We start from the raw sequence: 23,050 nt of genomic DNA on the forward strand, positions 1-23,050 counted from the left end.
TCTGATTCGGAGGGCTGTTACTGCTTATTTGATGAGCATGGAGACGATGCTGGCGGACATGAGGTTGGCCATGGTTCCGGCGAGCATAGCGCGGAGGCCCAGCTGGGCGAGGTCGTTGCGGCGGTTGGGGACGAGGGCTCCGATGCCGCCGATCTGCATACCGATGGAGCCGACGTTTGCGAATCCGCAGAGAGCAAATGTGGCGATGGAGAAGGTGCTGGCCGGGAGCTGATTTTTGATGGCGCCTAGCTGGGTGAAGGCGACGAACTCGTTAATCATGGTGCGGGTGCCGAGGAGATTGCCGATGGTGCGGGCGTCGTGCCAGGGGATGCCGATAAGCCAAGCGACAGGGGCTCCGATGACGCCGAGGATGGCGTTGAGGGAGTGGGGGAAGGGGATGTGGCCGTGTGCCCAGACGAAGTTGGAGATGCCGAGCATGATGGCGTTGGCGAGGCCGACGAGGGCGACGAAGCTGATGAGCATGATGGCGACGTTGAAGGCGAGCTGACCGCCGTCGATGGTGCCGCGGGCGATAGCGGCGACGAAGTTTTCGTTCTTGTGCTCCTCGTTGGGCGGCATGTGGACGGTGCCGGCGGTGGCGGGAACTTCGGTCTCGGGGACGAGCATCTTTGCGATGAGGATGGTGCCGGGTGCGGTCATGATGACGGCGGAGAGCAGGTCTTGCGCGTTGATGCCGAAGCTGATGTAGGCGGCCATAATGCCGCCGGAGACGTGGGCCATGCCGGAGGTCATGATGACCATGAGCTCGGAGCGGGTGGCTCCGGCGAGGAAGGGGCGGATGGTGAGGGGGGCTTCGGTCTGGCCCATGAAGATGCTGGCGGCGACGTTGGTGGACTCGGCCCCGCTGGTGCCCATGGTGCGCTGCATGATCCAGGCGACGATGCGGATGATGTGCTGCATGAGACCGATGTGATACATGATGGCGAAGAAGGCGCTGACGAAGATGATGGTGGGGAGGACGGCGAAGGCGAGGACGGCGAGGGGGCTGCCGGGGGTGCCGAGGGGGCCGAAGACGAGCGAGGAGCCGTCGACGGAGTGGCCGAGGAGCGAGGTGATGACCGAGGAGATGCTGTGGAGGATGCGCTGGCCGGCGTTCCACTTGATAACGAGAAAGGCGAAGAGGATCTGGAGCCCGAGGCCCCAAAGAACGGTGCGCCAGCGGATGGCGCGGCGGTCGGTGGAGAAGGCGTAGGCGAGGCCGAGAAAGGTGATGAGTCCGAGAAGACCGGTGAAACGTGCCAAAGACTTTCTCCTGCTGATGGGTGCGATGTGAAGGCTTGGGTTTGAGTGTAATGGTTGGAGCTGAAGGAGCCTAGGCTTGCTTCCGTCTGTGACGTCGAGTGAGTTGAGTTTGAGAGGTCGGAGTTGGATTTATTCGCTTGCAAATTGCAAGTTAGATTGATATTGTGGCGTGCGTGACGGAGAAGACGAAGTTGGTGAGGCGATCACTTTGTCCGGTAAGCATCTCGCTGGAGGTGTTCGGGGATCGCTGGTCGCTGCTGATCGTACGCGATTTGATGGTGCGGGGATATCGACGGTTCAAGGAGTTTCAGGAGTCGGGCGAGGGCATTGCCACGAATATTCTCTCCGACCGGCTGCAGAGGCTGGAGGCGAGCGGAATTATCACGGCGGAGGCGGAGGAGACGGACGGGCGGAGGGTCAACTACAGGTTGACGGAGAAGGGAATCGACCTTGCGCCGGTGTTGCTGGAACTGCTGCTGTGGGGAGCGCGGAACGAGAAGACGGCTGCTCCGTGCGCTGTGATGGAGAATATGGCGAAGAATCGGGATGAGGTGCTGGCGGAGGTGAGGCGGCGATGGAGGGATCGCGATCCGACGCCGGTGCTGCCGAAGTTTGAAAGCGACGGTCGTATGGAGACGAAGAGGAGAGCGGGCTAGGTTTGTTCGGGAGAGAGATGGAATAAAAAAGAGGGAGGAACTGTATATGAGTCGAGTTCGAGTGCTGGTTGGAACGCGGAAGGGCGCGTTTGTACTGACGTCGGATGGGAAGAGGGACGCGTGGGAGGTGAGTGAGCCTCACTTTGCGGGTTGGGAGATTTACCACATTAAGGGGTCGCCGGTGGACCCCGATCGGGTGTATGCGTCGCAGTCGAGTGGGTGGTTTGGGCAGGTCATTCCGCGGTCGAACGATGGTGGGAAGACGTGGGAGACGGCGGGAAACAAGTTTCTGTATGACGGCGTGCCGGGGACGCACCAGTGGTATGACGGCACAGCGCATCCGTGGGAGTTCAAACGGGTGTGGCATCTGGAGCCTTCGCTGACGGATGTGGATGAGGTGTATGCGGGAGTGGAGGATGCAGCTCTGTTCCGATCCAGTGATGGGGGGCAGAGTTGGACTGAGCTTTCAGGACTGCGAGGGCATGGTTCGGGACCGCACTGGCAGCCGGGCGCGGGCGGGATGTGTCTGCATACGATCCTGCTCGATCCGAGCGATCCGGAGAGGATGTTTATCGCGATCTCGGCGGCGGGTGCGTTTCGAACCGATGACGGCGGAAAGACGTGGCGGCCTATCAACAAGGGGCTGAGATCGGAGTTTATTCCGGATCCTGCGGCGGAGGTGGGACACTGCGTGCATCACATCGCGATGCATCCTTCGCGGCCAGGCGTTCTGTTTATGCAGAAGCACTGGGACGTGATGCGGAGCGACGATGCGGGAGATTCATGGCGGGAGGTGAGCGGGAATCTTCCGACGGACTTCGGCTTCGCGATCGACGTGCATGCGCATGAGCCGGAGACTATCTTCGTGGTGCCGATCAAGAGCGACTCGGAGCACTTTCCGCTGGATGGGCAGTTGAGGGTGTATCGCAGTAAGACCGGCGGCAACGAGTGGGAGCCGTTGACCAAGGGGTTGCCACAGCGGAACTGCTATGTGAATGTGCTGCGCGATGCCATGGCGGTGGATTCGCTGGATGCGTGCGGAGTTTATTTTGGCACGACGGGTGGGCAGGTGTATGTGTCGGCGGATGCGGGTGAGAGCTGGAAGGCGATAGTGCAAGACCTGCCGGGCGTCCTGTCGGTGGAGGTGCAGACGCTGCCATGATTCGTGTGGAGTTGCCGGCGCACCTGCGTACGCTTGCGTGCGTGAGTGGAGAGGTGAAGGTTGAGGTTGGCGAGCAGGCTACTGTGCGGGCTGTTCTTGATGCACTCGAGGTTGATTTTCCTATGCTGTGTGGAACGATCCGCGATCATGTTACGAAGCAGCGTAGGCCGTTTTTGAGATTCTTTGCGTGTGGGAGTGATGTATCGCATGAGTCCATGGATGCTTTGCTGCCGGAGGCGGTGGTGAGGGGCGAGGAGCCTCTGCTGGTGATCGGAGCTGTGGCGGGCGGGTAGCCGGTATACGTCGCTAGTGGGCTCGGCGCTGACTATCAGCAAGTGCTGACGGACGCGGCTATGGATCGCGGTACTCGCGGCGCTTGAGTTCGCGGATCGCCTGCTCGTGGCCCTGCAGGGCGGCCTGACGAGTCCAGTGGCGGGATTGGGTGTAGTCGTGCTCGACGCCCTGGCCGATGGCGTAGAGGTGGCCGAGATGAAACTGGGCGTCGGCGTTGCCGTGCTCGGCGGCCTTGCGATACCACGCGGCGGCTTGCGTGTAGTCGAGCGGGACGCCCTGGCCGGTGTAGTAGAGGTCGGCGAGCTTCTGCTGGGCTTCGGGGAAGTCCTGGGCGGCGGCGAGGCGATACCAGTAGGCAGCTTCGGCGTTGCTTTGCGGAATTCCTTCTCCTTTGCGATACATGAGGCCGAGGTTGTACTGCGCCCAGGGTAGGTTACTGTAGGCGGCTCGCTGGCACCATGCGAAGGCTTCAGGAAAGTTGTTTGCCGCGTAGAAGCGGAAGCTGAGATTAGCCTGCGCGTAGGCGTGGCCCTGCTCGGCGGCTTTGCGCTCCCAGTGGGTGGCCTGGGTGTCGTCCTGCGGCAGGCCCTGGCCAGCGTCGTACATGGTGCTGAGGAGGTACTGCGACTCGGCGTGGCCTTGCTCGGCGGCGAGTTGGAAGTTGGCTGCGGCTGCGGAGAAATTGCTGGCGTTGTAGTCGGTGACGGCTTGCCGGTAGTGGGGGTTCGAGGCTGCGTTGGCGGCGTCTCGGCGGCCGCGGGCGATGATGCTGGAGCGCGTGGAGGAGTGGAGAGACAGCGCGCTGCAGGTTGGGATGTGCTGGAGGCCTTGTTTGGCCAGCTTATCTTCCATGGGCACCGATCTGACGGTCGATGAGCTCGAAGCGGCGCTTGGCATCGGCGATCTGCTCGCGGAGGCCGGTGGCGAGTTCGGTGAGGAGGTCGCGATGTTCACGGGCGGCGGCTTCGGCGTCGAGGTGCAGTTGCGCGATGTCGCCGTCGAGCAGCGTGTGCCGCTCGGCGTCGAGGGTGGCGATGTCGCGCTCGGCGTGCTGGATCTGGCGCGTGATACGGAGAAGTTCGGCGGCGGCGCCTTCGCCGGCGATGGAGGCGTTGATCTCGTGGTGATCGTCGAGGAGGCGCTGCAAGGTCTCGGTGTCGCCGCAGCTGTAGGCGTGATTGGCGCGGGCCATCAGGAGGGTGAAGTGCTTCTGTTCGGCGTCGTCGCGCGCGAAATCGGGGTGAATGCGCTTGGCGACCTCGCGGAAGAGGGTTTTGAGGCTGGGGGGTGGATCGAACTCTTCGGCTTCGTGGGCCTCGCCAAATGCGGCGTCGTGGGTCTCCTGCGCACGCTGGCGGGTCTCTTCGGCTCGGCGGCGGGCGGAGTCGGAGTCGTAGAGATCGACTTCGCGCTCGGCGATGCGGGCTTCGAGAGCGTCGAGCTCGGCGTAGAGGATGCCAACCTGGCGTAGGTAACGGCCTTCGAAGGTCTTGAGCTGGGCGCGGATCTGGGCGAGTTCCGATTCGCGCTCGGCGAGTATGGTGCGGACGGCGGCAAGTTGCTCACGCTTGTCGAGCAGAGCGGCGTCGTCCGGGGTTTGCTGGAGGATGATTTCGGCTGGCATGTGCTTTCCGTGTAGCAAGTTCTAGTTTATCGGAGCGGAGTTTCGCTTCCCGCAGGTAGTGCGGCTCTTGCGCGAAATCAACCTCCGTGGGCACTTCTTATAGCCGCCTCGAAGAGTGCACACCTGGAATCTGGAGTCGCGACTTCTCATCTGTCCGGTCATTCATCCCTGGACGACTCAGTAACTGATACTCTTAATTAGCCACCGCGGAAAGCCTTACGTCTCAATGCAGCGCGACCCTAAGTTCCTAGCACGTATCTTCAGAGCCTTCCGCTATCGCGACTTTCGCTTGATGTGGACCGGAGCCTGCGTCTCCACCATTGGTACTTTTGTCCAGCAGTTTGCGCAAAGCTGGCTCGTATACGACCTTACCAAGGACGCCTTCTACCTCGGCCTCGACCTCTTCCTCGGCCAGCTTCCCATCATGATGTTCTCGCTCTTCGGTGGAGTCTTCGCCGATCGCTTGGATCGCCGCAAGATGCTGCTTGCCTCGCAGTACATCCAGATGGTCTGCGCTTTCTTACTCGCGCTGCTCTTCGTAACACATACTGTCAAGGTCTGGCATATCCTCGGCCTCTCGTTCTTCGTTGGAGTCGGCCAGTCCTTTGGCGGCCCCGCCTACTCTGCTCTTCTACCGACACTGGTGGACGCTGAAGATCTCTCGAACGCTATTGCGATGAACTCCATTCAGTTCAACCTCGCGCGCATCATCGGCCCTACCATTGGCGGCCTGGCCTACACCACGCTCGGCGCTACGTGGTGCTTCACTCTTAACGGCATATCCTATATCGCCGTCATTATCTCGCTCTTCATGATTCATGTGAAGTTCGTTCCCGCGAAGTCCACCGAGTCTGTTCTTCACAGCATGAAGGAAGGCATCCAGTTCATACGATGTCGCGACGGCATGAGCGCCCTCGTCATCCTCGCCTTCTGCACCACCCTCTTCGGCTTCTCCATCAACAGCTTCCTTCCCGTGTTCGTTCGCACCATCTTCCACAAAGGCCCGGAGACCTATACCCTTCTGCTTGTCTGCTCGGGTGCAGGATCGATCGTCGGAGCGCTCTCTGTAGCTGCCGTCGAGAAGATGAAGGGACAGGGCCGCCTGACACTCATGATTCTCGTCCTATTGGGTTTCATCATCTCGGCCTTTGCGCTCTCCCACTGGCTCCCTCTCTCTTGCATGCTGATGTTCATGGCTGGCGCAGCCATCATGGCTTCAGCCTCGTTCATGCTCTCGCTCGCCCAACTCATCTCTACCGATGCCATGCGCGGTCGGGTCATGAGCGTCTATAACCTTGCCTTTCGCGCAGGAATTCCCTTGGGCGCACTCGTGATCGGCAAGATGATTCCTATCTTCGGCGTCTCAAAGGTTCTGACAGCAGCAGGCCTGTCCCTGGTGGCGATCTCGCTCTATTTTCTTTTGGTCAAACAGGATGCCACTTTCCGTCCTGCGCCTGAGAAGGCATAGCCTCAGAGAGTTGTCAGGCTATCGGGAACCGTCTTCTGGAGCTTTCGCACGCGTAAGAGATAGACCTTCCCCGAATGACAACCATCCACCAGGTTGGCTAGAGTTCGGCATACAGGCGACGGCTGGGAACATTCTCAGCCGTCGCCTTGTAACCTCATAACTTCATGCTGCGCATTACACGATTTTTGTAAGTGAAAGCCTCACCCTTTGACTTCGAGTACGACCTCAAGCTCTACCGGCATTCCGAGCGGCAGGCTCGCGACGCCAAGTACTATGCGAACTGGAAGCTTGTCGGCTCCAAATACATCGCGAAGCAGCTCCGACGCAGCATCTGCTACTTTCGGATGTGCGCGGAAATCTCCTTCCGTCGCAAGGTAAACCGCCAGCTTCACCACCTTGGTCACCTTGTCGAGGGACCCCAGGTGTTTTCTTACGGTGGAGAGCACGTTGAGCGTTGCGATATGAGCGGCCTCGCGGCCCTGTTCGACATCGAACTCCTTCCCCAGCCGGCCCACGAACTTTGGTTCGTGTCCGACCGCGGGAAGCATGCCGCTGAGGTATAGCAGGTTGCCTGTCTGGACGCTTTCTACATAAGCACCGAATGGAGTGGGCGCGGGTGTGAGATCGATGCCGAGTTCCAGCAGCCGGTGCTCCGCGCCTCCCGGCTGTGAAGCCCGTTGGCTTACCATTTGCCGGAGTGCGCACCGCCGTCCACGTGCAGCACCTCCCCCGTGATGTTGCGAGCTTCTGTCAGATAGACGACTGCGTCCACAATGTCCTCCACGCTCGAAATCGTGCCCATCGGCGAGAGGGTCTTGAGGAAGTCCTTTGGATTAGTAGCGTGCATCGGTGTATCGACGACGCCAGGCGCGACGGCGTTGAAACGGATGTGCTCCTTCGCGTATTCGCTTGCCAGACTGCGCGTAATTGCCTCAATACCGCCCTTGGTGATCATCGGGACCGAAGCCGTGATGCCCGCGATCGGATTCACTACCATCGAAGTCGTAATGCTCACCACGCTGCCTCCAGACTTCTGCGCAAGCATCTGCTTCACCGCACCCTGCGTTACGTAGAGGAAGCCTTCGAGGTTGACCGAAGAAAGTGCCTTGAAGTCTTCAGCGGTGTACTCCGTGAATGGCTTCGTGAAGAAGATGCCGGCGTTATTCACCAGCCCGTCGATCGAGCCGAACTTCGTGATAGCAGTCTCGACAATTTTAGTGGCCACCGCACTCTCGCCGATATTGCCGTCCACGAGCGCGAGTTTGTCCGACGCTTTGAACGCTTCGGACTTGCTGATGTTGCGCGAGTTCGCGACCACGTTATATCCGCGATCGAGAAAGGATTGCACTATGCCTGCGCCGATACCTTGCGAAGCACCCGTTACGATGATTGTTTTCTGTTTGCTTACCATTTCCAGCCTCCTTGGCTGCGACGGACATGCCGTCGTACACAGAAGAGATGTTGGCATTAATGATAGTGATTCGTAGTAAATTTCTATCGTGTGATAGGTATGAAGTATCGCTAAGTAAATTTCATTACCTGGCGAATCGTAGGCAACTCCTCATTCAGCAACTCTAAAAACGATTTCAGGGCGACCGATGGCTCTTTTTTTTGCCATGCTGCGACAAAGTCGATCCGAACCTTATCAGGCCGTAGACGAAAGAAGGAGATATTGTCCGCGCGCAAATTGCTGGCCGTGGCTGTAACGATGGCAACTCCTTCACCTGCCTCAACCGTAGCGAGCACCGAGTTCATATTGTTCAGCTCATGACGCAAACGCGGGGAGAACCCGTTGTCGTTGCATACGCGGACAATGGTGTCGAAGACCTCAGGCGAACTCGTACGCTGAAAGACAACGAAACGCTCACCCGCGAGATCGGCGATACGAACGCGCTTTGTTGTCACCTTGCGACTCTTGGGAAGAGCGACTACTAATGGCTCGCGAAAAAGCAGGCAGGACTGATACAACGGACTCCGGTCTGCGGAGGGCGGACGCGTGAAACCAATATCAATCTCTCCGCGATCGAACGCAGCATCCTGCCCGTAAGGCACATCTTCGAGGAGACGCAGCGCGACCCCCGGATAGCGAGCCTTATATTTTCGCAGAAGGCCCGGAAGAAACGGAGAGCTGGAAAATCCCATAAAGCCGATACCGAGTCTGCCGATCTCTCCCTTGGCCGCCCGCTGCGCAGTTGCAATGGATCTTGCCGCCTGTGCCAGAGTCTTGATCGCTTCCTCGTAGAATGCCTCGCCTTCGGGTGTGAGCCGCGCGGCTCTGCCTTCGCGTGAGAAGAGCTTGATGCCCAATTCGCTTTCCAGGTCCGAGACCGCCTGACTAATGGAAGGCTGAGCGATGTATAGATGTCGCGAAGCCTCCCGATACCCTTTCCACTGCACCACTGCAGCGAAATACCGGAGATGCCGCAGTTCCATCTGATAGTCACTCCCTATCGATCGATTAGAACATACGACCACTACTTATATGAATAAAGTCGAATCCTATTAGTGTACGAGAGGAAGGCGGATGACTATCAACACTAACAATCAAATGACACTTTGGAGAGCGACGGCCTATCTAAAAACAGCAATGCAAAGCGTAGTTCGACTCGCAATTCTGCTGACCTTGCCAATGACACTACCGGCACAACGAAAGGATCAAGCCATGCCGCAGAATCCCGTGTACTGCCGCACCGTCAAGGTAGATGGTCTGAACATCTTCTACCGTGAAGCTGGCACCAAAGATGCGCCAGTGATTCTTCTTCTTCACGGGCTCCCCTCTTCGTCGCGAATGTTCGAACCGCTCTTCGCACGCCTGGGTGAGCGATACCATCTCATCGCACCGGATTATCCTGGCTTCGGCCACAGCGACTGGCCGGATCCGGCGCAGTACAGCTATATCTTCGACCATATTGCGACGACCATGACGCACTTCACCGAAGCGCTTGGAGTCACGAAGTACACGCTGTACATGCAGGACTATGGCGGCCCGGTCGGATTCCGCATGGTGCTGTCACATCCCGAACGCGTTCAGTCCCTTATCGTGCAGGATGCAGTCGCACACAACGAAGGGCTGGGAGCGAAGTGGGCAACACGGCGCGCGTTCTGGGCTGATCGCCCCGCGCATGAGGAAGCTTTGCGCGAGAATCTGCTGGCACTTGCGGCTACGAAGACTCGTCACGTAGGCGACGACCCAAACACTGAGCTCTACGATCCTGATCTCTGGACAGATGAGTTCAACTTCCTCAACTCTCCGGGCCAGGCGCAGATACAAAGCGATCTCTTCTATGACTACCGCACCAATGTGGACGCCTATCCAACATGGCAAGCATGGATGCAGAAGAATCAGCCAAGGCTTCTCGTGATCTGGGGCAAGCACGATCTGTCCTTCGATCTTGGCGAGCCAGAGCGCTACCGCAAGGATGTGCCGAAGGCTGAAGTGCATGTCCTAGATGCTGGACACTTCGCGTTGGATACGAAAGCGGACGAGATTGCAGAACTCGTGAACAAGTTTATGCAGGGACAGAGATAGTCCTTGTAGCCGATCAAACCGCAGAACAGCCCGAGAAAGACTTCCTCGGACAATAAGGAGACGCTATAAGCAAGAACATTGAAGGGAAGTTGTTGTCATGACTGTGCAAGCAGTGGTCTCGGTGACCCGCAAGGACAATATGCGCGTTGCGATTCTATCCCCGGGTTCGATCGACATGAGCTGAAGCTTCGCAGAGCGCCAAGGAGTTTTACCTGATCGCTATTCCGGCCGATTTCATCGCACGAGCGATTGCATACGCGATGGAGAAAGCGAATGAATGTTGAGATTGAAGAGATCGTGGCGCGACCAGCCGTCCAGGATTTCTAACGCTGAGAAAGTAGTCGGCCCGGATGCATTGGTTCATTGACGCCTGTCCGAAGTGAAGACAGATGAGCAGCATCGCCAATGAGGCGATGTTACTTATCTACCTCTGATCAGAATGTAAAGATACCTTGAATCAATTGAAGTGGTGGAGGCGGTGGGAGTCGAACCCACGTCCGAAAAAACTTCCAACAGAGAGCATTCATGCTTTTTCACGTTCATCTTTGTCTCGTCATCGACGCTTAGAACGGACGAAGACGCGGCGACGACCAGTCTGATCGATCTCATCATTGCCGTCCAGACGGAACAGCTTTGACCAGCCTACTGTGCGACGATCGGTACAGGCCCGTAGGCGAAGCTTGAGCGATCGGCTACTTATTTAATTAAGCAGCAAGAGCGAACTGAGGTTCGGCACTTATAGTTTTGTGAGCGATTACGGGTGTCCACACCCCGGCATGCCTCTCTGCCACAAGCAATCCCGTCGAAGCCGTGACGCCCCCATCTGGAGCTGGCACCAACATTGCATTGGGCGCTGCAAAGAACTGAATCGATTATAACTCTTCTCGAATTCTTGAAGATCGGATACTCACGCAAAGGCCAGGATGACAGCGCCAATGGTGATCAGTGACGCTCCGCCGATCTTTAGAGGAGTCAGGTGCTCTCCTAAAAATAACCAGGCGCCCAGAATCACAAGAACGACGCTCAGTTTATCGACCGGCGCGACGCTAGAAGCAGGTCCCATCTGAAGAGCCCGAAAGTAGCAAAGCCACGAAAGTCCTGTGCAGATGCCTGATAGCACCAGGAAAAGCCAGCTCCGTCGACCAATCTGGGAGAGTGCGTGATGCTTTTCGAAGCCAATCGCGATTGCCCACGTGAATACTAGGATTACTGTCGTCCGAATGGCCGTGGCAAGATTCGAGTCAATACCCGTGACTCCAACCTTGGCCAAAAGCGCAGTTGCCGCCGCAAATATAGCAGAGAGAATTGCCCAGAAGAGCCAGGTCATAGTTCCTAGGATACGCCGCTCCAAGCTTCCTGTTGTGGGCTGGCAAACGCAGCCTTGCGGATTGGAGTGTGGCTCAGACTGAATCGAAAGAAGCTATAGTGTCGCCTTCTCGAGATCGACATCTTGCCAATCGCCGTGTTCGATGGCTGCGCGGATCTGTGCTGGCGTCTTCCCCTTCTTCGTCTGTTCGTACGCGAAGATCGCTTCCTTCATGCACGTGGAGCAGGTTGCGCCATGAGTTCCCTCAAAGCAGCTATGAAGACTGTTGTGTCGCATCAGGCGGTCACAGTGGCAGTAGCAGGGCTGCTGGTGGAGAACTGACGGGAGCGCCGCTGCCATCTTATAGGCGACAACCTGGTATGGATGGGTGAAGTAGATCCCGGTCAGTTGATCGCCGCTAAGCACCGGAGGCAGAGGTTTTATCGGAGCTTTCGCGTTGTAGGCCGGTATATCCTCCGAGGGGTTGGTCCACTGTGCGGAGGCCACCATTGTTACGAGCCCTAATGCGATGCATCCAATCAGTCGCTTCATGGTCCTTATGATAAATCCTGCCAACAGGCTGCAGGCCTGAAGAGGGTACATAAATGAGGTTTTTGTCTGAGGGCGGAGATGCGCTGCACCGGACAAAAAAAAGGCGGCACGAACGATGATTTGTCCGTGCCGGGAGGCCAGTGACGCAACTTATATCAGCCGATGCCGGTATTGCGGCTGAAAAACTTTACGGGCGAAGACTCACGCTGCCGATGAATGAAATATACCACAATGTGGATGCGAAAAAGAGAAAATATGTCCAATCATAGAAACTAGACATTTGAGGAGCTTGGATGCGGTGCTTTTTTATTTGCAAAAGCGTTTATTATCAATAGATTGTAGAGATATTCCGCATTTTGAGGCGGTGGAAAAATAAATATTGAATTCAGTTTTCTAAATTGCTGCTTGTTCTAAATATCAGAATCCGGCGTCCAGAAACCCTTAAACAGGAGCTATTTGAACCCCTGATTGATCTGGGCGGCCATGGCAGCATCTCGCTTTGTGATCCCACCGGCGTCGTGCGACTCTAATCCGAGGAGAACGTGGTTGTACCTGATGTCGATGTCAGGGTGGTGTCCGGCGGCCTCTGCCATCTCTGCAATTCGATTCACAAATGCCATTGCCTGAACGAAATCCTTGAATGTCCACTCCCGGACGAGCTTGCCATCCTGCAGTCTCCACTCCGGGAGTGTCGGTAGAAGCTCCTTGAGTTCGGTGTCGTTCAACTTTGTCTTCACGTCAATTACCTCGCGTCTGCGATCCTAGTTGGGCTGTCCTCTCCGCGCAACCTGTTCGGCGGCTCGGCGTACTCCTTCAGACGGCGGAGGGTCAGCAAGGATGCTGTTGGGGGTAGCTTTTCGGACTCGGCGCGAAGGTTGGACCATGTCTCCTCGGGCATGGCGGAGAAGACCTCGACGATCCGGGGGTCGAACTGCCTTCCTGCGCAGCGTACGATCTCTGCCACTGCGGCGGCGAAGCTCGTTCCTCTGCGGTAGGGGCGGTCGGAGGTGATCGCGTCCAGGGTGTCGGCGATGGCGAAGATGCGGGCTCCAAGCGGGATCTCTTCGCCTTGCAGGCCTCTTGGGTAACCATTGCCGTCGAACTGCTCCTGGTGGCTGTAGACGATCTCGGCGGCCTCGCGGAGGAAGGGAATCTTGCTGACCATCTCGTAGCCGCGCTGGCAATGTTCCCGCATGATCGCCATCTCCTCTGTGTCTAATCTGCCTGGTTTGAGGAGGATGTTGTCCGGCGTGGCGATCTTGCCGATGTCGTGGAGGAAGGCTCCGCGAGCGATGACGCGAAGCTCTTCGTCCTCCAGACCCATGGCCTGGGCGAGGACGATGGTGTAGGCGGTGACGCGTCTGGAGTGGCCTTCAGTCTCTTCATCGCGTAGGTCGAGGGCTGCGCCCATGGCTTCGAGCGTGATGTCGTAGCTGCGTTCGAGGTCCTGCATGGTGGAGCGTAGACGCCCGGTTCTGGCGGAGACGATGGCTTCGAGGTTGTGGCGGTAGATGGTGTTTTGTTTGCGGAGGCGTCCGTGTTCGAGGGCACGCATGACGATGCTTTGCAGCTCGGAGTACACGAATGGCTTGAGGAGGTAGTCGATTGCGCCGCGGCGGAAGGCATTGGTGACGACGTGGATGTCGTTAATTGCGGAGAAGATGACGACAGGCATGCCGGGGTGGTCGAGGCAGATCTGATCGAGTAGCGTGAGGCCGTCGGTGCCGGGCATCATGACGTCGGAGAGGATGAGGTCGTAGTCGGGATCTTGCTGGAGCTGGGTGATGGCGTCTTCTGCGCTGGCGACGATGGTTGCGGTGTAGCCGCTGCGTTCGAGCATGGCTGCTACGACGGTTCGTACGGTCTCTTCGTCGTCGACGACGAGGATGCGTTCCTTTTGCCCGCGTTGGTGTGGGCTGGGTTCGTGTGGCATGGGTTTCGCCGTCTCTGGTGACTCTATCGGCGGTTTGGAGGATTGGGTGAGGGTTCGGCGGGGGGAGTTTTTTGCGAAAAAAGTTGGGCGTGGTGGAGGGTGAGGAATTGGTGAGTTTGTGGGTGTTTTTGGAGGGTGTTTTGGAAAAGTGGGAGTTTTGGGATGGTTTTTTGCTGGTGAGTTGTGGTGGTTAGCGTGGTGGATGTGGTTGGCTGCGGGTTGGTTTTGGGGAGGCGAAAAGTACGCCATGGATTTTGGGTTTATTTTTCGAGGTCGCTTTTTAAGCGGGGAGATATCGCGGTGGAGCTTGTTCAGGAGGAAAGGAGTACAGGCAACGGCAAAAGCGACGGCAATATTTAGTCGCTTCGGCTTCGCCTTTCGTTCCGGCATTCGGCAGAGTGGATGCCGCTTTGCGGCGGGGGGAGACGCGAGGCTGAAGCCTCGCTGTACCTAGCTGCAAGGCAAAAGCAAAGGCAAAAGCAGATCCCTACGGGATGACAACCAAAAGGGCAAACAACAGCAGCGGCAACAACAGCAACAGCGGCAACAACAGCAGATCTCTACGGGATGACAAAACACTGTGGGAGGGATTGCCGCGCAAACGTCAAAAACACTTCACTAAACGTTGAGAATAGTACGCGAGCGTTGAAGGTTGAATTGATTCGCCCAGGTTCAGCTCAGATGGTTATGGGCGGAGGAACCTGGATTTCAACGTCATTGAGGTCGCGATCTCCGACGGTTATCTCTACGGATGCAAACTGCTTGATTCTCCGCGTGCGACCGTCTGGTTGGCGTGAGGCCATCTCGCAGACGACAAGTCTGTGGCGGCCTGGCTGCGCGTGACCTTCAAAGGTGCCATCGGCATTCACCTTAGCTCCTGCGCTGCCGAAGTCGTCTAACATTCCCACGAGCCGAGTGAAAAAGACATAGCTGGTGGTTAAGTCTTCAGGCAGAGCGCCGGTTAATCTTCCTCTAACGATTCGCCAGATTGGGCGGGGAATGCGTACTTCGAGGTTGTTCAGGGTTTGCGCGGTCTGGAGATCGAAGGGGTGAGCGCAGTTTATGTGCGGGGCATTGGGATAGAGAAAATCGAAGGTTCGTTGTTGCATCTCCCGGGGAGTTGCTCGAGAGGGGGCGCTGGCTGAAGGTCTTTGCAGGATGCCGGCAAAACGCAGGAAGTAGCGGCCAGCATGAAGCGGCGGGGAGGAGAAGTTTCCGTCCTGAGCTACGTCGTGGTCGCCGGAGTCGCTGATAAAGCCTGATCTTTCTCTTCGGGTGCCTTCGCGCATTAAAGTCATATGGCTGCGGTGTGGAGGACGTCCCTCTTCGTCAAGGATCAGTCCTTTGATGAAGGCGCCGGGTGTTACAGCGATCTCCAGGTTCTCGATCGTCTGTCCCTCGGCCAAGATGAGATTGCGATAGAGAGGGGCATAACGTTTGTCGTAGACGCCCAGGTTGTACTCACCCGTTGGCAGGGAGATGAAGGCGAAGCGTCCGCTGTCGTCTGTTTGGGTGAGGCTCTCTCCGAGTACTCCATGGCGGGTCAGGCCGAGTTCTGAAGATGGGACGATTTCGCGTGTGATGGTATCTATCAGGTCGCCGCTGATCTTTCCATTCCTTAGGCCATCCATCGCGCCATTCATCACGAGTCTCCGATCTGATTCGGTCGATTTAGATTGAGAGCCTCGGTTGAGCTTTGATTATCGGCTCTGGTTGGTGGGTTCGGTTTCGTTGGAGGTGGGTTTGTTTTGGGTGGCGGACTTTCGGGCGGCGACCCAGCCGGGTTTGGTGGTTTGGCGTGCGCGGCCGAGTGCGAGGGCGCCTTCGGGGACGTCTTCGGTGATGCTGCTGCCGGCGGCGATGTATGCTCCGGCACCGATGGTGACGGGGGCGACGAGGGTGGAGTCGGAGCCGATGAAGGCACCGTCGCCGATGGTGGTGAGGTGCTTGTGGACGCCGTCGTAGTTGCAGGTGATGGCTCCGGCGCCGATGTTGACGCCTGCGCCGATGATGGTGTCGCCGAGATAGTTGAGGTGGTTGGCCTTGGAACCTTTGCCGAGGGTGGCTTTTTTGGTCTCGACGAAGTTGCCGACGTGCGCGCCTTCGCCGATGTTGCTCTCGGGACGCAGGTGAGCGTAGGGGCCGAGGATGGCGTTGCCGGCGACGGTGGAGCTGTCGAGGATGCAGCCGTTGCGGACGAGGACGTTGTCGCCGAGGTGTGAGTTCTGGATGACGGAGTAGGAGCGGATGCGGGAGTCGGAACCGATGGTGGTGGCGCCGAGGAGCTGGACGTAGGGCTCGATGACGGTGTCGGGGCCGATGGAGACTTCGGCGTCGATGACGCAGGTTTCGGGGCGGAAGATGGTGACGCCCTGGGCCATGAGGCGGTGGGCGGTGGCGAGGCGCATGGCAGCGTCGAGGTGCATCATCTCGGCGATGGTGTTGGCTCCGAGGACTTCGTCTACGGAGTCGGCTTTGACTGCGACGACGCGGCGGCCGTCGGCTACGAGCATGGCGGCGACGTCGGTGAGGTAGAACTCGCAGTGGGCGTTGTTGGTGGTGAGGGCGTCGAGTTTGGCGAAGAGGGCGGCGGTGTCGAAGCAGTAGATGCCGGAGTTGATCTCGGGTGCGCTGAGCTGGTCGGGGCTGAGAGATTTTTGTTCGACGATGGCGGTGACTTCGGGCTGGCCTTCGGCCTTGCGAATGACGCGGCCGTAGCCGGTGGGGTTGGGCGGGACGGCGGTGAGGATGGTCATGGCGGCGTGTTCGCGGAGGTGGGTGTCGCGAAGGGAGGCGATGGTCTCGGGGCGGATGAGGGGGACGTCGCCGGAGAGGACGATGAGGTGGGCGGGGAGGGTGGTGCCGGAGAGCTCGAAGAAGGCTTTGAGCATCTGGATGGCGTGGCCGGTGCCGCGCTGCTCGGGCTGGGGGACGAACTGGACGCCGGTGGAGGCTACGGCGGCGCGTACGCGGTCGGCTTCGTGGCCGATGATGCAGAAGATGTGGTCCGCGGGGACGGCGGTGCGGGCGGCGGCGATGACGTGGAGCAGGAGGGCGCGTCCGCCGATCTCGTGGAGGACTTTGGGGCGTTTGCTTTTGAGCCGGGTGCCTTTGCCTGCGGCCATGATGGCGATGGCGAGTTGGTTAGAGTCCATAGATCCATATCGTCTCATGGGTGGTTTTGGATCGGTAGGGTAGGGTGCAAGAGTGTGCGAGTTTTCATCTTCGATCGGGGCTGCGGCTTCGCTTGGTGGGTTTGGCTGAGGGTGTGTCGTGGGCATGCGTGTCGGCGCCTCGGAGGATGAGGTCGAGGCCTTCTTTGAAGCGGCGGTCGAAGTGGTCGAAGAGGATGGGGCCGCTTTGGCTGTGGATAGGGAACTTCTTTGGGTCGAAGAGGGCTTGGCGTTTTTTGAGATCGTACTTTGGCTCACGCTCTCCGGGTTTTGGATAGACGGCTTGTTCTTCGGTGGTGAAGCTGATGGTGTAGCTGTAGACGGTGCTGAGAAGAACGACGGTCTCGCGGATGGTGAAGCCTTCTTCGCGGAGATGGGCTCCGATGGTTTCGGTGATCTCTATGAAAAGGGCGTTGGTCAGGCGAGTTCCTGCGACCATGCGCGCGCCGTCTCGATAGGAGAGGAGGATCTTTCGCAGACCATGGCCGAAGGTCGCGGCCCAGATGCGCCAGGGCGAGGACTTTCGGGTGGGCATGAGGGAGGCGGGATCGATGGTGAGGAGGGTGGTGGCCATCTCGTCGATCAGCTCTTCTTTGCTCTTGAAGTGCCAGTAGAGGGTGGGTGCCTGGATCTTCAGTTCGGTGGCGAGCCGTCGGAGGGTGAGTTGCTCTAGTCCAACGTCGTCGAGGAGCGCGAGGGCTGCGAGGACGACCTTCTGGCGATCCACTTTCATGTGTCCAGCATAGCAACTTGCAAATCAAAATCTAACATTGTTAGATTTATTTAAGAAGTGACAGGAGGTAGGCGATGAAGGCAGCGATGGTGAGTGGAGCGAATCAGACACCGGTGTATGGCGACTTTAGAGAGCCTGTCGTTGAAGCGGGACAAGAATTGATTACCGTGCGTGCTTCGGCGCTCACGCATGCGACGCGGGGCTGGCGTCGGGATCGCACTATAGCGCTTCGGGTGCGTTTCCTATGATTGTCGGGATGGATGGCGTGGGCACAACCGAGAGTGGGCGGCGTGTGTTTTTTGTGATGTCTCAGGCTCCGTTTGGCGGTATGGCGGAGAAGACGGTGGTCGCGGCGCAGAGGTGTGTTCCTCTGCCGGATGAGGTGGATGATGTGACGGCGGCGGCGATTGCGAATCCGGGATTGTCATCGGTGGCGGCTCTGAAGTTGCGGGCGGGATTCAAGGCGGGGGAGACGGTCTTTGTAAATGGAGCGACAGGGACTGCGGGCAAGCTTGCGGTGCAGATGGCGCGGTTTATGGGGGCGAAGAAGGTGATTGCGACGGGGCGCGATGCGGCGGTGCTTCGGCAGGTTGCGGGCTTTGGGGCTGACGTCACGATTGATCTGACGGGTGAGCCGAAGGAGTTGGAGGAGGCGGTGGCGGAGCAGTTCAGGGGAGATGGCGTCGATGTGGTGCTCGACTATCTGTATGGGGAGAGGGCTGAGATGCTGCTTACGACGATTGCAAAGAACTACAAGAGTCCTAAGCCGCTTCGGTATGTGGTGATCGGCGGTGGGAGTGGTCAGGAGATTACGTTGCCGTCGGCTGTGCTGCGGGCTGTGCCGGTGATGTTGATGGGGAGTGGTTTGGGTAGCGTGCCGTTCAGGGATCTCGTTGGTGCGGTGAATGATGTGATGCAGGCGGTTGTTCCTGCAAAGTTGCAGATCGAGACGAGGGTTGTTCCGCTTGCCGATGTTGAGAAGACTTGGAACGCAGACGTTGGTAAAGCGCGGGTGGTCTTCGTCGTTCGGTGATGGCGAAGGCAGACGTACGCGTTGGGAGTTTTTCTAGTTCATGTTTCTGGATGCTGGTTATCAGGCTTCTGGTTCGTGGAGCCATTGCAGGGGGCGCGGGCGGAAGTTGAGGGTCTTCCTGGCTTTTTCGTTGGAGGCTCCGCGAAGTTTTGTGGAGTAGTACACGGCGTCCGGGCCTGCGACCATGCGGGCCATGACTTCGGGGACAGTTGATGGCGGTGGGGCGCCTACCCATTTGGCGAATGGGGGTAGCCAGCGGCTGACGGGTGAGGGGTCGTCGTCCACGATGTTGTAGATGCCGGGTTCGGCGGTGAGTGCGGCGACGGTGGCGATGGCGGCGTCTTCGATGTGGACGAACGACCATACTCCCTGGGCCTGACCGACGAGCGGGAACTGCTTTTTGCGAACCTGGTCGGCGGCGCCGCCTTCCGGGTGATACCAGGTGTTTGGGCCGTAGAAGAAGCCGTAGCGAAGGGAGACGCCTTCCATGGGGTTGGAGTTGAGGATTCTGGCTTCCAGGTCGGCGTAGGTTTGTGCGCTTGCGGCGACGCCTGGGGTGGCGTCGGTTGCGAGACCTACGGATTCGTCTGCGAGGCCTTCGCCAGGGTGGAGGAAGAAGCCGCTGGATTGCTGGATGTAGCGACGGACTCCGCAGGCCTGGGCGGCGCGGTGGAGGTTGCCGCCTCCTTCTAGGCGAAGTTTGCGGTCGCCGGGGGCGTACTTGGGGAGATCTGCCGGGTGTTTTGGAAGGGCGGTAAGTTCGTCGATGATGATCTCGGGCTCCGATCGGCGGAGGGCCTGTTCTACCGCGGAGGCGTCGAATGCGTCGGCGATCTGGGCGGCTGCGCCCTGGTCGGTAAGTCTGCGGGCTCCTGCTTCGGACTGGGTCATGCCGGTGACGGTGTGGCCGTGGCGGATTAGTTCGGCGATCAGAGGCTGGCCGATCGCTCCGCTTGCTCCTGCGACAAAGATCTTCATGGGTTTGCTCCTGATTGCGGCGTTGCTGAGGTGACGCGGGTTGCTGTTCCTTTTATCTTGCGGTGCTTCTTCGATCTACGCGACGGATGTTCGAATCATCGACTGAACGATGTCGAGACTTATTGTCGGCGTTTGCAGGTGTCAATGCCAAGAGGCAAGCTGAGTCCTGACAACGATACGAGAGTTTACGTTGTCAGAACCCAGCTTTGAGTTTTGTTTGCTTTATTCGGTGGGCTTGCCGGGAGGGGGCGGGATGGTGATGTCAACGTTGGTGACCTTGCCGAGGCCGTCGAGTTTCGGTGTGATCTCGGACTCGTTGCCGACGATGACGGTGGCGAGTTTGCTGGTGTCGATGTACTTGTTGGCTACGCGGGAGACGTCGGCGGAGGTGACTTTTTCGATGCCGGACTTATACTTCTCGAGTGTGTCGGCGGGGTAGCCGTAGAAGGCGAGGGTGACCTGCTCGTTGAGGGTCTTGTCGGGCGAGTCGTAGTGGAAGATGAAGGAGTTGAGGACTTGGTCTTTGGCTTTGCTGAGTTCGGCGGGGGTGGGAGGCTCGGTTTTGAGGCGGTCGATTTCGGCGAGCAGGGCCTGGGTGGCGGCGACGGTGGTGGCGCTCTTGGTGGCGGCCTGGACGTAGAAGATGCCGGGGTGGTCGTAGGAGGCGCTGAAGCTGCCGCCGACCTCGTAGGCGAGGCCGAGTTTGGTGCGGACGTTCTGAACGACGCGGGAGCCGAAGCCGCCGGAGAAGATCTCGTTCATGACGGAGAGGGCGTAGTAGTCGGGGTTGCTGCGTTCGGTGCCAAGGCCGACGATGAGGACGTTGGACTGATCGACGTCGGACTTTTCGACGAAGTTGACGCCGGGTTTGGGATTGGTGAATGTAACTTTTTCGGATACAAACTTTTTGCCGGCGGGAAGAGACTCGAAGGCGGCGCGGAGTTTGCGCTCCATGTCGGCGGCGTTGAAGTCGCCGGAGATGGAGACGATGAGGTTGGCAGGGACGACGGTGCGGTCGTGCCATGCTTTGAGATCGTCGAGGGTGACGGAGGCGATGGTGGCGTATTCGGACTGGCGCGCGTAGGGGTTGTGGGGGCCGTAGGCGATCTGGATGGCCTCGCGGATGGAGATGGCGGAGGCGTCGTCGTTGCGGCGGGAGATGCTGGTGTAGCTCTGCTCTTTGGCCAGCGTGAGCTTGTCGGCTTTGAAGGTGGGATGGAGGAGGAGGTCGACGGCGGAGGCGAAGACGGTGTCGAAGTCGCCTTTGAGGCTGGACCAGGTGAGGGTGGTGGAGGCGATGCCGCCGCCGGTTTCGATGGAAGCGGCTTTGGCTTCGAGGACGTCGTCGAGCTTGTCGCCGTCGATGGTGGCGGTGCCGCTGGTGCGCCAGGTTTCGCCGTAGAGGGAGACGAGGCCGACCTTGTTGTCGGGGACGTCGCGGCTGCCGCCTCGGATGAGGATGCTGCCGTTGATGAAGGGAAGCTCGTGGTCTTCCTGGAGGAAGATGATGAGGCCGTTGGGAAGTTCGACGCGGCGCGGCTGCGCGGGTTTGAAGGCGTTGAGCGGTGGGATGGGGATCTTGGTCCACGGCTGCGCGGCGGTGGTGGCTGGCGCGGTGGTCTGCGCGGGGAGTTGGATAGAGGTGAAGAGGATGGGCAGGGCAACGATTGCTACTGCTGTGAGCGATGCGCGATGGAGTCTGGAGCCTGTGATCGAACGGATGGAGGAGAGAGTCTTCATTTCGCACCTCCGGCGCTCTGCTTGGTCTGTGGGGCGGTCATGTTTGCGGCGGAGGCCTTTCGCTGTGGCGGAACGAAGTCGATCTGGGCGCTGGTGCGGTTGCTGTCGGTGAAGATCTTGTTGGCGACGCGGCGGACGTCGGCTTTGTTGACGGAGTCGATCTTGTCGAGCTGGCGGAAGAGTTCGCGCCAGTCGCCGAAGCGGGTTTGATACTCGGCTAGCTGGTGGGCTAGACCTTCATTGTCGCCGAGTCCGCGCAGGAGGTCGGCGCGGGCGCGGGTCTTGAAGCGTTCGAGCTCGGCGTCGGAGATGTCTTCGTTCTTCAGGCGGTCGAGCTCCTTATGGATGGCGGTGCGCATCTCGGCGGGGGTGTGGCCGGGCAGGGGGACGGCGTAGACGGCGAAGAGGCCGGGATATTTTTCGCCGGGAAATCCGCTGAAGCCCTGAGCCTCGGCGGCGATGGACTGGTCGCGGACGAGGGAGCGATAGAGGCGGGCGGTGCGGCCGTTGGAGAAGATGTCGGTGATGGCGTCGTAGACGGAGTCGTCGGGGTCGCGGTAGTCGGGGCGGTGGTAGCCCTCGATGTAGAAGGGCTGGGTGGCTTCGCGGATGATGACGGACTTTTCGGCGACTTGTGGGGGCTCGACGGTGGTCATCGGCTCAGGCCTGGGGCCGCCGGGGATAGGAGAGAAGTAGTGCTCGAGGACGGGCATTGCGTCGGCGGCTTTGACGTCGCCTACGACGGCGATGACGATGTTTGCGGGGACGTAGTATTTTTCGTGGAAGGCGCTGGCCTCGGTGGCGGAGACCTGGCTGATCTCGCTCTCCCAGCCTACGCCGGGGCGTCGGTAGGGGTGGGAGACGTAGGCGGTGGCGAGGAATTGCTCGATCATGCGGCCGGTGGGGGACGAGTCGACACGCATGCGGCGCTCTTCCTGGACGACGTTGCGCTCCTTGTAGAACTCGCGCTCGACGGGCTGGCCGATGCGCTGGCTCTCGAGGTAGGCCCAGAGTTCGAGGCGGTTGGAGGGCATGCTCCAGAAGTACTGGGTGGAGTCTTCTTCGGTGGAGGCGTTGACGCCGACGGCTCCGTTCTCTTCGGCGATCTCGGAGAACTGGTTGGGGATGACGTACTTCTGCGCCGCGGCTTGAGCGTCTTCGAAGTCCTTGTGGAGTTCGGCGAGTTTGGCTGTGCTTTGGCCGACGCGCTTGCGGTACTCGGCGTCGTAGGCGGCGTAGGTGGACTCGACTTTGGCGAGGGCTACTTTTTCGGCGGCGTAGTCGGTGGTGCCGATCTCGGTGGAGCCTTTGAAGGCCATGTGCTCGAACATGTGGGCGAGGCCGCTGGCGCCCTGGGGATCGTCGGCTGAGCCGGCGTCGACGAGGGTGTAGAAGCTGAAGACGGGAGCTTCGGGCCGTTCGCAGACGATCAGGGTGAGGCCGTTGGGAAGGACTTTGATGGTGGTGCGTTTCTCAAAGCTTGCAAGATCCTGCGCGTTCGCTATCCAGCTCAACGCCATCGCGCATAGTGCGACGGCGGCCACTCGACTTTTTACTCGAACCAAAGCTTTCCTCCATAATCTCTGCCAGAGATTCCAACTATACC

At 59.0% G+C, this 23,050-nt stretch carries 23 protein-coding genes and 1 other RNA gene; 7 read left to right on the top strand and 17 right to left on the bottom strand.

Annotation, left to right across the window (positions count from 1 at the left end; all coding sequences use genetic code 11):
* Positions 1 to 24: 24 nt before the first annotated feature.
* A complete protein-coding gene (locus GSQ82_RS19750; RefSeq protein ID WP_158794002.1) occupies positions 25 to 1,263 on the bottom strand; it encodes a NupC/NupG family nucleoside CNT transporter in 1,239 nt (412 codons plus the stop codon).
* 194 nt (positions 1,264 to 1,457) lie between these two features.
* On the opposite strand from GSQ82_RS19750, the gene GSQ82_RS19755 reads away from it, so the two are divergent.
* Genes GSQ82_RS19755 through GSQ82_RS19765 form a run of 3 tightly spaced genes read left to right on the top strand, consistent with a single transcriptional unit; the run spans position 1,458 to position 3,374 of the window.
* Positions 1,458 to 1,919: a helix-turn-helix domain-containing protein gene (locus tag GSQ82_RS19755; RefSeq protein ID WP_254061792.1), complete on the top strand. Its 462-nt coding sequence runs from the start codon at positions 1,458 to 1,460 to the stop codon at positions 1,917 to 1,919.
* Between the two features lie 46 nt (positions 1,920 to 1,965).
* Positions 1,966 to 3,081, top strand: coding sequence for an exo-alpha-sialidase (locus GSQ82_RS19760; RefSeq protein ID WP_158794004.1), 1,116 nt, complete (start codon positions 1,966 to 1,968; stop codon positions 3,079 to 3,081).
* Positions 3,078 to 3,374: a MoaD/ThiS family protein gene (locus GSQ82_RS19765; protein WP_158794005.1), complete on the top strand. Its 297-nt coding sequence runs from the start codon at positions 3,078 to 3,080 to the stop codon at positions 3,372 to 3,374. The genes GSQ82_RS19760 and GSQ82_RS19765 overlap by 4 nt, the downstream gene beginning before the upstream one ends.
* 58 nt (positions 3,375 to 3,432) lie before the next feature.
* On the opposite strand, the gene GSQ82_RS19770 is transcribed toward GSQ82_RS19765, so the two are convergent.
* On the bottom strand, positions 3,433 to 4,227 hold the full coding sequence (locus GSQ82_RS19770) for a tetratricopeptide repeat protein (protein WP_158794006.1): 795 nt from the start codon (positions 4,225 to 4,227) through the stop codon (positions 3,433 to 3,435).
* Positions 4,217 to 4,999, bottom strand: a complete 783-nt coding sequence (locus tag GSQ82_RS19775; protein ID WP_158794007.1) for a hypothetical protein — start codon at positions 4,997 to 4,999, stop codon at positions 4,217 to 4,219. The genes GSQ82_RS19770 and GSQ82_RS19775 overlap by 11 nt, the downstream gene beginning before the upstream one ends.
* A gap of 226 nt (positions 5,000 to 5,225) precedes the next feature.
* Here GSQ82_RS19775 and GSQ82_RS19780 point away from each other — a divergent pair, with 226 nt between their 5' ends.
* Positions 5,226 to 6,467: an MFS transporter gene (locus tag GSQ82_RS19780; RefSeq protein ID WP_158794008.1), complete on the top strand. Its 1,242-nt coding sequence runs from the start codon at positions 5,226 to 5,228 to the stop codon at positions 6,465 to 6,467.
* A 200-nt stretch (positions 6,468 to 6,667) separates the two neighbouring features.
* Here the strand turns inward: GSQ82_RS19780 and GSQ82_RS19785 are convergent, their stop codons facing one another.
* The 3 genes from GSQ82_RS19785 to GSQ82_RS19795 form a co-directional block, all read right to left on the bottom strand.
* Positions 6,668 to 7,156: a RidA family protein gene (locus tag GSQ82_RS19785; protein WP_158794009.1), complete on the bottom strand. Its 489-nt coding sequence runs from the start codon at positions 7,154 to 7,156 to the stop codon at positions 6,668 to 6,670.
* Positions 7,150 to 7,878 carry an SDR family NAD(P)-dependent oxidoreductase gene (locus GSQ82_RS19790; RefSeq protein ID WP_158794010.1) on the bottom strand — a complete coding sequence of 243 codons (729 nt, stop codon included), beginning with the start codon at positions 7,876 to 7,878 and terminating at the stop codon, positions 7,150 to 7,152. The genes GSQ82_RS19785 and GSQ82_RS19790 overlap by 7 nt, the downstream gene beginning before the upstream one ends.
* A 110-nt stretch (positions 7,879 to 7,988) precedes the next feature.
* Complete coding sequence (locus tag GSQ82_RS19795; RefSeq protein ID WP_158794011.1) at positions 7,989 to 8,900, bottom strand: LysR family transcriptional regulator; 912 nt, start codon at positions 8,898 to 8,900, stop codon at positions 7,989 to 7,991.
* A gap of 229 nt (positions 8,901 to 9,129) precedes the next feature.
* Between GSQ82_RS19795 and GSQ82_RS19800 the strand changes: the two genes are divergently transcribed.
* Positions 9,130 to 9,996 carry an alpha/beta fold hydrolase gene (locus tag GSQ82_RS19800; protein ID WP_254061793.1) on the top strand — a complete coding sequence of 289 codons (867 nt, stop codon included), beginning with the start codon at positions 9,130 to 9,132 and terminating at the stop codon, positions 9,994 to 9,996.
* 467 nt (positions 9,997 to 10,463) lie between these two features.
* Here the strand turns inward: GSQ82_RS19800 and ssrA are convergent.
* From ssrA to GSQ82_RS19840, 8 genes are all read right to left on the bottom strand, one after another.
* Positions 10,464 to 10,817: a transfer-messenger RNA gene (gene ssrA, locus GSQ82_RS19805) on the bottom strand.
* Between the two features lie 86 nt (positions 10,818 to 10,903).
* Positions 10,904 to 11,323: an EamA family transporter gene (locus GSQ82_RS19810; RefSeq protein WP_158794012.1), complete on the bottom strand. Its 420-nt coding sequence runs from the start codon at positions 11,321 to 11,323 to the stop codon at positions 10,904 to 10,906.
* A gap of 93 nt (positions 11,324 to 11,416) precedes the next feature.
* Entirely contained in the window at positions 11,417 to 11,854 is a 438-nt protein-coding gene (locus tag GSQ82_RS19815) for a CYCXC family (seleno)protein (RefSeq protein WP_254061794.1), read from the bottom strand.
* A 452-nt stretch (positions 11,855 to 12,306) separates the two neighbouring features.
* Positions 12,307 to 12,591: a 4a-hydroxytetrahydrobiopterin dehydratase gene (locus tag GSQ82_RS19820; protein ID WP_158794013.1), complete on the bottom strand. Its 285-nt coding sequence runs from the start codon at positions 12,589 to 12,591 to the stop codon at positions 12,307 to 12,309.
* Between the two features lie 5 nt (positions 12,592 to 12,596).
* Complete coding sequence (locus GSQ82_RS19825; RefSeq protein WP_158794014.1) at positions 12,597 to 13,787, bottom strand: HD domain-containing phosphohydrolase; 1,191 nt, start codon at positions 13,785 to 13,787, stop codon at positions 12,597 to 12,599.
* Between the two features lie 677 nt (positions 13,788 to 14,464).
* The gene (locus GSQ82_RS19830; protein ID WP_158794015.1) at positions 14,465 to 15,430 is read right to left on the bottom strand and encodes a carboxypeptidase-like regulatory domain-containing protein; all 966 of its coding nucleotides are present in this window, start codon (positions 15,428 to 15,430) and stop codon (positions 14,465 to 14,467) included.
* 57 nt (positions 15,431 to 15,487) lie between these two features.
* A complete protein-coding gene (gene glmU, locus GSQ82_RS19835) occupies positions 15,488 to 16,942 on the bottom strand; it encodes a bifunctional UDP-N-acetylglucosamine diphosphorylase/glucosamine-1-phosphate N-acetyltransferase GlmU (RefSeq protein ID WP_158794016.1) in 1,455 nt (484 codons plus the stop codon).
* 64 nt (positions 16,943 to 17,006) lie between these two features.
* On the bottom strand, positions 17,007 to 17,693 hold the full coding sequence (locus GSQ82_RS19840; protein ID WP_158794017.1) for a TetR/AcrR family transcriptional regulator C-terminal domain-containing protein: 687 nt from the start codon (positions 17,691 to 17,693) through the stop codon (positions 17,007 to 17,009).
* A 74-nt stretch (positions 17,694 to 17,767) separates the two neighbouring features.
* Here GSQ82_RS19840 and GSQ82_RS24775 point away from each other — a divergent pair, with 74 nt between their 5' ends.
* Positions 17,768 to 17,941 (top strand): hypothetical protein, encoded by a 174-nt coding sequence (locus GSQ82_RS24775; RefSeq protein WP_216847131.1) that lies wholly within the window; start codon positions 17,768 to 17,770, stop codon positions 17,939 to 17,941.
* Positions 17,938 to 18,726, top strand: a complete 789-nt coding sequence (locus GSQ82_RS19845) for a zinc-binding dehydrogenase (protein WP_216847132.1) — start codon at positions 17,938 to 17,940, stop codon at positions 18,724 to 18,726. The genes GSQ82_RS24775 and GSQ82_RS19845 overlap by 4 nt, the downstream gene beginning before the upstream one ends.
* A gap of 60 nt (positions 18,727 to 18,786) precedes the next feature.
* On the opposite strand, the gene GSQ82_RS19850 is transcribed toward GSQ82_RS19845, so the two are convergent.
* From GSQ82_RS19850 to GSQ82_RS19860, 3 genes are all read right to left on the bottom strand, one after another.
* Complete coding sequence (locus GSQ82_RS19850; protein ID WP_158794018.1) at positions 18,787 to 19,704, bottom strand: NAD(P)-dependent oxidoreductase; 918 nt, start codon at positions 19,702 to 19,704, stop codon at positions 18,787 to 18,789.
* A gap of 222 nt (positions 19,705 to 19,926) precedes the next feature.
* Positions 19,927 to 21,444 (bottom strand): pitrilysin family protein, encoded by a 1,518-nt coding sequence (locus tag GSQ82_RS19855; RefSeq protein WP_158794019.1) that lies wholly within the window; start codon positions 21,442 to 21,444, stop codon positions 19,927 to 19,929.
* A complete protein-coding gene (locus GSQ82_RS19860) occupies positions 21,441 to 23,009 on the bottom strand; it encodes a pitrilysin family protein (protein WP_254061795.1) in 1,569 nt (522 codons plus the stop codon). Before GSQ82_RS19860 ends, GSQ82_RS19855 begins: the two co-directional genes overlap by 4 nt.
* Between the last annotated feature and the right edge of the window lie 41 nt (positions 23,010 to 23,050).

Source organism: Granulicella sp. L60 (assembly GCF_009765825.1).
In the GTDB taxonomy this organism is placed as follows: Bacteria; Acidobacteriota; Terriglobia; order Terriglobales; family Acidobacteriaceae; genus Edaphobacter.